7 protein-coding genes are annotated in these 8608 nt (G+C 60.7%); 6 read left to right on the top strand and 1 reads right to left on the bottom strand.

Annotated features, from left to right (window positions below; genetic code table 11):
* Positions 1-278 precede the first annotated feature (278 nt).
* Complete coding sequence (locus AO064_RS13385) at positions 279-1514, top strand: MFS transporter (RefSeq protein ID WP_064053638.1); 1236 nt, start codon at positions 279-281, stop codon at positions 1512-1514.
* Here the strand turns inward: AO064_RS13385 and AO064_RS13380 are convergent.
* Positions 1452-2366: a LysR family transcriptional regulator gene (locus AO064_RS13380; RefSeq protein WP_064053637.1), complete on the bottom strand. Its 915-nt coding sequence runs from the start codon at positions 2364-2366 to the stop codon at positions 1452-1454. The two genes, AO064_RS13385 and AO064_RS13380, sit on opposite strands and share 63 nt — an antisense overlap.
* 116 nt (positions 2367-2482) lie before the next feature.
* Between AO064_RS13380 and AO064_RS13375 the strand changes: the two genes are divergently transcribed.
* The 5 genes from AO064_RS13375 (at position 2483) to AO064_RS13355 (ending at position 8608) form a co-directional block, all read left to right on the top strand.
* A complete protein-coding gene (locus AO064_RS13375) occupies positions 2483-3364 on the top strand; it encodes a HalD/BesD family halogenase (protein WP_064053636.1) in 882 nt (293 codons plus the stop codon).
* Between the two features lie 60 nt (positions 3365-3424).
* A complete protein-coding gene (locus AO064_RS13370; protein ID WP_064053635.1) occupies positions 3425-4654 on the top strand; it encodes a M24 family metallopeptidase in 1230 nt (409 codons plus the stop codon).
* A 457-nt stretch (positions 4655-5111) separates the two neighbouring features.
* Positions 5112-6746: an ABC transporter substrate-binding protein gene (locus AO064_RS13365; protein WP_064053634.1), complete on the top strand. Its 1635-nt coding sequence runs from the start codon at positions 5112-5114 to the stop codon at positions 6744-6746.
* 75 nt (positions 6747-6821) lie between these two features.
* Complete coding sequence (locus AO064_RS13360; protein ID WP_054052764.1) at positions 6822-7775, top strand: ABC transporter permease; 954 nt, start codon at positions 6822-6824, stop codon at positions 7773-7775.
* A complete protein-coding gene (locus AO064_RS13355; RefSeq protein WP_017845684.1) occupies positions 7772-8608 on the top strand; it encodes an ABC transporter permease in 837 nt (278 codons plus the stop codon). The genes AO064_RS13360 and AO064_RS13355 overlap by 4 nt, the downstream gene beginning before the upstream one ends.

Below are 8608 nucleotides of genomic sequence, written 5' to 3'. Positions count from 1 at the left end.
TGGATGGCGGCTGCTTCGCAGCCGAACGGGAGCGAGCTCCCTCGCCATAAGTAATTGGCAATATTCAATGACGTCGGTTTCAGCCCCGCCACTGTCGCTGACGTATAAATAGCATGAGTATTTCGCAGCACACTCACGACTATTAAGCACTGGCTGTTTTATTTATAAGGGCGCTAGTCTTACTCAATTAAATACCCGTCTAATTTAACGCACTTACATAGGGCAGTTCCTGCACCTGCGCCCCATTCCATCGCACTTAAACTGACCGAGCCAACCCCATGCCAATCAACACACACTCACCCACAAGAAGTATTGTTTTATTGGCGCTTATCTTTACCGCGTGTAACGCCACCACCCACGGCTTCAGTATCTTCCTTTATTCGGCCTTATTACCCCAGATCCGCCAGGTGTTCGAGCTGAGCTACAGCCAGGCCGCGTTCATCGCGGCGCTGCTGCAACTGTTCTACATGGGTGCGTCCATTGTCAGCGGCATCGCCGCGGCGTGGATCAGCCCGCGCAACATGGTAAAGCTGACGATGGCCTTGAGCCCGGCGCTGCTGGCCTTGGCGGTCGCCACCCCGTGGGTGCTGCCGTTCGCGCTATGCCTGGCACTGGTCTCGGCCTGCGCCGTGTCGAACTGGAACGCCATCGCCGCACTGGTCGGCGAAGTGATCCCCGCTTCCCATCGCAGCCGCGTGCTGGGCCTGGCGTCGTCTGGGGCGGCGTTCGCGATCTGCCTTAACGGTGTGCTGATCGCCCTGTTGCAGGGCATCTCGTTGCGGTACTTCTGGCTGATGTGCGCCGGGCTGACCTTGATTGTCACGCTGCTGACCTTTTGGGCCTTGGCGCCGTTGGCAATAGGCCAACACATCAAGCAAAGCAGCGCGCCGTCGCTACGCCGGGTACTCAGACAATGGGTGAACCTGTGCATGGAATACCCGGTGGCGTTGCACATACTGTTGCTCAGCGCTTTCATAGGCGGGATCAGCGGTCCCTTCCTGAATTTCCTTTCGGCGTTTGCCAGCGAACGGCTGGGCGCCAACGCGCAGATCACCGGGTCACTGTGGACACTGATCGGAATCGGCGGGGTCGTTGGCGGTTTGTTGCTGGGCGCGTTGGCGGATCGCTGGGGGGCATTGAGGGTGATGGCATTGAGCATCAGCGCCTTCGGCCTGGCAATGCTCGCACTACTCTGGCAACCGAGCCTGAACTTGACCTGGCTGGCGGCCGGGCTGTTCGCGCTGTTCTATTTCCCGGTCTGGGGCCTGATGGCCGCCTACCTCAGCGCACGCTTGAGCCCTGTGCAAAGCCTGCAAGTGGTGAGCCTGAGCATGGTCGGTTATGGCTTGGGCAGCGCCACCGCGAACTGGCTGTGCGGCTGGCTGCTGCAGGCGACCGGGCAGTTTGGCCTGGTGCACGGCTGGATCGTCTGCTGGGTCACCGCCAGCCTGTTATTGCTGCGGCTGATGGCCCGCTGTCAACGCTGTGAGCCGGCGCTCGGCCAGCCACTCTGAACGGCCTAAGCGACGCGACAGAATATCCACCAAAGCCTCCACCGCCTGCGCCTCGCACTGAGTAGAACGCCAGAACATCAACCGCGCGGGCTCAATCGGCGGAAAGCCCTGAGCCTCATCCAGCACCTGCCAACCTGCCGGCACCAGGCGCCGCGCCGTAACACCGACCGACTGGCCCTGTTCAATGGCTATCCCAATGCCACGCGGGCTCTGGCTGGTGTAAACCACATGCCACGCCCGCCCGGCCTCGGCCAGCGCCCGCACGGCGTTGGCTCGAAAGGCGCAGCCCTCGGCATACACCGCCAGCGGCACCGATGCCTGCGCACCGGCGCACCACCCCTCAGCCGCCACCCACACCAGCGGCTCGTCGCACAGGTATTCACCCGCTTGCAAATTGGCATGTTGCACGCCGAGCACCAGGTCCAATTCACCGCGTTGCAAACGACTGACCAGCGCCGTCGACATCTCGCAACAAATATCCGGCCGCACTTGGGGAAACTGCGCCTGAAAGTCGCGCAACACCCCGGCCAGGCAAAACTGGGCATAGTCTTCGGGCATGCCGACGTGAATGCACACCTGCTCATCAGGCAGCTGCACGGCGTTGATCGCATCGGCATGCAGCTTGAGGATCTGCCGCGCATAGATGAGAAATGTCTCGCCGCCGGGTGTCAGGCTCACCGAGCGACTGGTGCGCTGAACCAACGGCGTGCCGACGATCTCTTCCAGGCGCTGCAAGTTCTGGCTGATGGTCGATTGGGTTTTGTGCAGGCGCTCGGCCGCCGCAGAAAATCCGTGGCACTCGATAATCGCGACAAACACTTTCAGTAAGCTTCCATCCAGTTCGCCTGACATAACTATCGCCCCTGCCGATGGATTCGATCACAACTTGTAATTTCCACTTCGCACCTCTTTAAGCAACTATCGATTCAACGCCAAACACTGTTAATTGATAGTTTCAGGAGACTTGCATGAGCCTTCAACTTGCCGACGCCGAAGTGGGCGATATCAGCGACATTATTAATACCGAGTTGTACCCCATACATGATTCGGGCCATGTCCGCTTGCAGGCGCTGATCGAACACGCCCGTGCCGAACTGGCCGAGGACGGTTGCTGCCTGCTGAAGAACTTCCTGCGGCCCGAGGCGCTGGAACAGGCGCGTGCCGAGGGTCAGGCGCTGTCGGGCAAGACCTTTTATTCGGTGCGCAAGGTCAACGCCTACTTCACCGAAGACGACCCCGCCCTGCCCCAGGATGACCCGCGCCGCACATTCATGGAGCGCACCAGCGGTTTTGTCACGCGGGACATGATTGCCCCGGACGCGATCATTCATCGCCTGTACGTTTCGCCGATGATGAAGCGCTTTATCGGTGCCTGCCTCAACGAGCCGGAGATTTTCGAATACGCCGACCCGTTCGCCGGGCTGGTGATCAACGTGATGCCCGAAGGCACCGAGCAGCCCTGGCACTTCGATACCAACGAATTCATCGTCAGCATGATGACCCAGAAGCCCGAGGCTGGTGGCCTGTTCGAGTACGCGCCGATGATACGCACGCGCACCCAGGAAAACCTCGGCGCCGTCGGCAACGTGGTACGCGGCGACGACCGCAGCCGCGTGCAGGAACTGGAACTCAACCCCGGCGACTTGCAGATTTTCAAGGGTCGCTTTTCAGTGCACCGGGTAACCCGGGTCGAGGGCGCCACCGAGCGCAATACCGCCATCTTCGCCTACTCCGAAAAGCCCGGAATCATCGGTCGTGCCCAGCGCACCAAGCAGCTTTACGGACGCCTGTCCGAAGCCCACCTGCAAGCCGAACGCAACCTGGTGCGCAGCGACCAGTTGCTCGACTGATTCATGCGAAAAAAAATCCTTAGAAAAAACCAACCGTATTTGCCCTGCGAGGAACACCCCATGAGTCTGTCCGGCCCTAACCGAAACCCCGCCGACTGCGAACCGACGTACGACGAGATCCAGCAGATCCAGCTCGACCGTTTGCAACGGGTGCGCAACGAACTGAAAAAGCGTGACTACGCCGCGTGCGTGCTGTTCGACCCGACCCATATGCGCTACGCCACTGGTTCGCGCAACATGCAAGTGTACTCAGCGCGAAATCCGGCACGTTACGCCTTCATCCCGGCAGAAGGCCCGGTCGTGGTCTTCGAATTCGGCGGTTGTCTGCACCTGGCAGAACAGCTCAACACCGTCGACGAAGTGCGCCCGGCCAAAGCCATCTCCTATTACTTCTGCGACAGCTTCCTCAATAACGTCACCGCCGAATGGGCAGCAGAAATCGGTGAACTGGTGCGCCAGCACGGCGGCGGCAACAAACGCGTCGCCATCGAAAGCGCGACTTCAGCCGCTGCGTTCGAACTGCAAAAACTCGGCTACCAGATCTTCGACGCCCAGGAACCGCTGGAGCGAGCACGCTGCATCAAAGTGCCGAACGAGCTGAAGATGATCCGCGCCAGTCTGCGTGCCACCGAGGCCGGTGTGCGCTTGATGGAAAGCAAGCTGGTGCCGGGCATCAGCGAAAACGAACTGTGGTCGCACCTGCACCAGCACGTGATCGCCACCGACGGCGACTACGTCGAGACCCGCCTGTTGTCCTCCGGCCCGCGCACCAATCCGTGGTTCCAGGAATGCAGCACACGGCCCATCGAAGCCGGTGACCTGGTCGCCCTGGACACTGACGTAGTCGGGCGTTTCGGCTACTACGCCGACTTCTCGCGAACGTTCCTTTGTGGCGAACAGGCCGCCACCGCCAAGCAACAGGAGCTGTACAAACTGGCCTACGAACAAGTGCAGACCAACATGGAAATGCTCAAGGCCGGCCGCAGCTTCAAGGAGTACGCCGAGTTGGCCTGGCGAATCCCTGACAACTACAAGGCCAACCGTTATTTCGCCCTGGCCCACGGGGTTGGCATGACGGGTGAGTACCCGTACGTGGTGCACCGCGAAGACATTGACGCGCTGGGTTACGACGGGGTGTTCGAAGCCGGCATGACCATCTGTGTGGAAAGCTACATCGGCCACGATGCGGGCGGCGAAGGGGTCAAGCTCGAAGAGCAGATTTACATCCACGAACACGGCATCGAGTTGCTCTCGGATTATCCGTTCGATCCGCGCCTGATGCCGCGCTGAGTTGCCCCGGACGGCGCCGTCACCTCCTTCGACACCGTCCGTTCTTCCCCTTGTTCCCACCCGGAACAAGGGGCGTTTGCGGCCACCGCGCAGTGTTTGTACCCGCGCTTTCCTCCGTCCGGCCTGTCTAGCTCAGGCGGCCGCCTTGATTACGGTCAGTAACATGCATTTATCGAACGTTTCAACGTTGAATTTATCGTTTGTCGATCGTTGCCCAAATGACAAAACTGCGGGCATCTCTAATAAAAACAACATGAGAGCAGCCCTATGTCATACCTCGCCTCCGCCCTTCTGATTTCGTTGCGCCTTGTTCTACTGCCGGCTTCACGCCTGTCACGCCTGCGCCTTTGCGCTGCCGGCCACTGACAGTCTCGGTTCATCGAACCGACCGCGTCTGCCGCTCGCTCCATCTGCGGCCAGTCGAAAAACGCACTTTTGCACGTTATCGGAGAGGCATATGAAAGACTTAATGACACTGGATGGCGCGCTGCCGCATCCCGCGGTGAACGACCTGTGCACCCAAGTCAAAAGTGGCGAGATCAATCGTCGACAATTTCTGCGCACTGCCGCGCTGCTGGGCGTCACCGCCGCCAGCGCCAGCACTTTTCTCGGTTCCGCGTTGCTCGGTAATTCGGCCCATGCCGCGGAAGCGCTGACACCGCGCCAGGGCGGCAGCCTGCGGTTTGCCTGTGCAATCCAGGAAATCCAGGACCCAATGCTGATTACCTGGATCGAAGCCTCGAACCTGCTGCGCAACAGCCTCGAATTCCTGACCTGGGTCGATGCCGACAACATCACTCACCCGTATCTGGCCGAAAGCTGGAGCCCGTCCGACGACCTGAAAACCTGGACCTTCAACCTGCGCCAGGACGTGAAGTGGAGCAACGGCGACACCTTCAACGTCGAGGACGTGCAGCACAACATCGAGCGCTGGATTGCCGCCGATTCCAAGTCGGTCAACCGCACGGCATTCCAGGACATCACAGCCTTCGAAAAAGTCAGTGACTTCCAGTTCCGCCTGGTGCTCAAGCGACCGATGCTGGCAATCCCGGAAATGCTCAACGCCTTCACCTGCGCCATCGTCCACCGCAGCTTCAAGGCCGGTGACGACTGGGCAAAAAACCCGCTGGGCACCGGGCCGTTCAAGCTGGTGTCATTCGCGGTCAACAAGCAGGCGACCTTCGCCAAGCGTGCCGATTACTGGCGCAAACCGGCGAACCTCGACGAATTGCGCTACGTCGACATGGGCACCGATATTTCCACCCATCTCGCGGCGCTGCAGGCTGGGCAAGTGGACGTGTTGTACCGGGTGACCGTGGCCGAACTGGATCTGGCGAAACGCCTGCCGGGCGCGCAATTACTCACCTGCAAGTCGGCACAAACCATCGTCATGCGCATGGCCTGCGACCAGAAGCCGTTCGACGACTTGCGCATTCGCAAAGCCGTGGTGCTCTGTGCCGACAACGCGCAAATGCTGAAGATCGCCTATCGCGGCATGGGCACATTGGGCGAAGACCACCACGTCGCGCCATCCCACCCGGAATACTTCCCGCTGCCCAAACGTGCGCGGGACGTGGCGAGTGCGAAAAAACTGCTCGCCGACGCCGGCCACCCGAACGGCATCGACATCGACCTGATCGTCGGGAACACCCAGGGTCGCTACGAACAGGATTGCGCGCAGATCCTGCAGCAAAACTGCGCCGAGGCCGGCATTCGTATCAACCTCAAAGTGATCCCGGCCACGCAATACTGGCCGATCTGGGACAAGGCCGCGTTCAGCCTCACCTACTGGGCGCACCGCCCGCTTGGTGTGATGTCGCTGGAACTGGCCTACCGCAGCGGCGCGGCCTGGAATGAAAGCCACTACAGCGACCCGGCGTTCGACGCAGCGCTGGACAACGCCATGGGCGTCATCGACCCGAAACAACGGGCCGCAGCGATGCAACGCGTCGAGCAGATCCTGCAAGACGCCTGCGTCATGGTCCAGCCGTTCTGGGGCGACAAATTCACCGCCGCGAGCAAGAAGGTCCAGGGGTTCCAGGTTCACCCCTCGGACTTCTACCCAATGGATCAAGTCTGGTTGAGCGCCTGATTCAAGCGCCCCGAACGAGCCCGCCCACTCAGCTGCGGCGGGCCGCCATCCCTTGATTAGCCGGAGCGTGCGAGCATGGCTGAATTTCTATTGCGCAAGTTGTTGGCGCTGGCGGCAACCTTGCTGTCGGTGTCAGTGATCGTGTTCCTGGCGTTGGAACTGAATATCGAAGACGTCGCAATCAACGTCCTCGGCCCCTACTCCGCCGCCGACCAGCGCGCTGCATGGCTGGTGGAACATGGTTACAACCAACCCTTCGTCTGGCGCTACCTGGTGTGGCTGAAGGACTTTCTCAGCGGCGACTGGGGCACCTCGGTGCATTTTCGCGAGCCGGTGATTGATCTGCTGCTGCCGAACCTCGGGCAAACGTTGATCCTCGCCGGGTTGGCGTTGGCGGTCATGGTGCCGGTGGCGTTGACCCTCGGCATTCTGGCCGGGATTCGCCAAGGCTCGGCGGTGGATCGGCTGGTGTCATTCCTGTCGATTGTCACCACGTCGATTCCAGACTTCGCCAGTGCGGTGTTTGTCTCGGCGATCTTCGTGTTTTGGCTTAACTGGCTGCCGGGCGTGAGCAGCATGAGCGACGGCTTCAACCCAGTGGAACTGGCGCTGCCACTGATGGTGCTGTGCCTGTTCGGCATCGGCTATCTGGCGCGGATCACCCGGGCCTCGATGGTCGAGGTGATGCAGGCGCCGTACATCCGCACCGCGCGCCTCAAAGGCGCGTCGACCTCACGCATCGTGTTGCGCCATGCGCTGCGTAACGTGCTGATCGCGCCAATCACCGTGATCATGCTGTACATCCCGTGGCTGCTGTCGAACGTGATCGTGGTCGAGGTGTTCTTCGCCTACAAAGGCTTCGGCTCGCTGCTCTACACCGCATCGCTGAACCATGACGTCTACCTGATCGAGGCCTGCGCAATGATCAGCGGCATCGTAGTCGGCGCAACCAAAATCTTCTCGGACCTTGCCTACACCTGGCTCAACCCGCGCATAACGTTGCGCAGTCTTGGCGGAGGTGGCCAATGAACTTCCTCAATTCGTTCAAACATCCCCTTGCGTTACTCGGTTTGCTGCTGGTAGGCGGCTGGGCGTTGATGGCGCTGTTCGCGCCGTGGCTGGCGCCCCACGACCCGTTGGAAAGCTTCACCCCACTGCTGACGCCGATGACGCCGGATGGCAACGGGATGCACTTTCTACTCGGCACCGACATGATCGGCCGGGACATTCTCTCGCGGCTGATCTGGGGCACGCGCACCGTGTTGTTCTGGTCGATTCTGGCGACGCTGACCGCATTCGCCGTGGGCATCGCCATGGGCCTGTGCGCCGGCTACTTCAATGGTTGGGTCGATGCGCTGCTGTCCTATGTCGCCGACACCGTGCTGTCGTTCCCGGTGCTGGTGTTGTACATCGTGATCATCATCGCCCTCGGCGCTTCGGCGCTGAACATTCTGATTGCGGTGACCTTCACCAGTGCCCCGGCGATCTTCCGGATCATGCGCGCACTGACCATCGACATCCGTTCCCGGGATTACGTGCTCAGTGCCATCACTCAGGGCGAAGGGTCGTTGCGGATCATGCTGGTGGAAATCCTGCCCAATTGCGGCGGCCCGTTGATCGTCGATTTCTGCCTGCGCATCGGCTACACCGCGATCATGATCGGCGCCCTTGGCTTCCTAGGACTCGGCCTGCCACCGCCAACGCCGGATTGGGGCGGCATGATCAACGAAGGCCGCAGCATGGCCATCGTCTTCCCGCACTTGGTGATCTTCCCGTGCATTGCCATCTCCACCCTGATGCTGGGCCTGAGCCTGTTGGCGGACGGTCTGGACGAACACGCCCAAAAAGGCGCAAGGAGTTGA

It is taken from the genome of Pseudomonas marginalis (genome assembly GCF_001645105.1).
In the GTDB taxonomy this organism is placed as follows: domain Bacteria; phylum Pseudomonadota; class Gammaproteobacteria; order Pseudomonadales; family Pseudomonadaceae; genus Aquipseudomonas; species Aquipseudomonas petroselini.
This window is presented reverse-complemented; position numbering and strand designations above follow the sequence as displayed.